This window comes from Pseudomonas edaphica, from assembly GCF_005863185.1.
In the GTDB taxonomy this organism is placed as follows: domain Bacteria; phylum Pseudomonadota; class Gammaproteobacteria; order Pseudomonadales; family Pseudomonadaceae; genus Aquipseudomonas; species Aquipseudomonas edaphica.
Window position 1 is genome coordinate 1 of record NZ_VBVZ01001067.1, and the last position, 869, is coordinate 869.

General features: G+C 60.6%; 1 protein-coding gene. It reads left to right on the top strand.

The genetic code is table 11. The features are described 5' to 3' along the window. Nucleotides 1-473: 473 nt before the first annotated feature. Nucleotides 474-773 carry a DUF6124 family protein gene (locus FEM54_RS33285; RefSeq protein ID WP_138454366.1) on the top strand — a complete coding sequence of 100 codons (300 nt, stop codon included), beginning with the start codon at nt 474-476 and terminating at the stop codon, nt 771-773. Nucleotides 774-869: the final 96 nt, after the last annotated feature.

Consider the following 869-nt stretch of genomic DNA (forward strand, 5'->3'; position numbering starts at 1 on the left):
ACAGGGTTTGGGGCTGCTTCGCGGCCCAACGCAGGACAAGCCTGCTCGCCACAACAGCACACTTGCCACAGGCTTCGTGTTGCTGAAATACCGAGGTGTCTGCATCGCAGGCAAGCCAGCTCCCACAGATGATGGGTGTAGCCTGGGTGACATGCATTGTTAAAGGCCAGCAGTCCATATCCCTTTAATTTGCGGGAAGTTTCCTAGACAATCCTTTGGCCTTGCGCCTGCTCACTTCACTGGCTAGCCTTCGCTCCGTCGCTGCATATCAGCGATCGGGTGTGAGAACCTGTGAACCAGTAGGCGCCAAGCGCCGCAACCGCGAGCAACACGCTCTATGGCGGCTGTGTGCAGGCAGACTTCGGTCTGGCTGGAGTCCTACTGTCCGGTATTCTCACCCTGCACATAGCTGCCACCCTGCTGTCGAGTGAGACCGACATCCGGATGGCTCCTTTTTCAGTAGGAATATCCGCATGACCAAAATCGTCCCAGACCCACCCCGTTTCACCCCCGACCGTGAAATCTTCGAACGCGCCCTGAGCCACTACCTGCAACCCGCCGCACCGCCATCCTTCACCGTGCATCACGACCTCAGCTTCGAAGACGCCCTCGCCCAAATCTGCGACTTGCTGCGCTGTGCAGCCGCCACCGCAGCAGCCACCCGCCAGGCGCTGAGCGGTGATGAACACCACATGGCCGGCGCCACCGAGCACTTGGTCAACCAGGCCAAAACCCTCGCAGACCGCGCGCTGGAGTGCCTGCACGCCGCGTAACCCTCTGCAGGAACTGGCTTGTGTGGGAGCTGGCTTGCCTGCTCCCACTGGTCAGCGTCTACGCGTGAACGTCAGGTCTTTGCGCGACTGCGCCTG

Excerpts from the sequence above, each read along its gene's own strand:
- FEM54_RS33285 (WP_138454366.1), top strand. The coding sequence starts at position 474 with ATGACCAAAATCGTCCCAGACCCACCCCGTTTCACCCCCGACCGTGAA.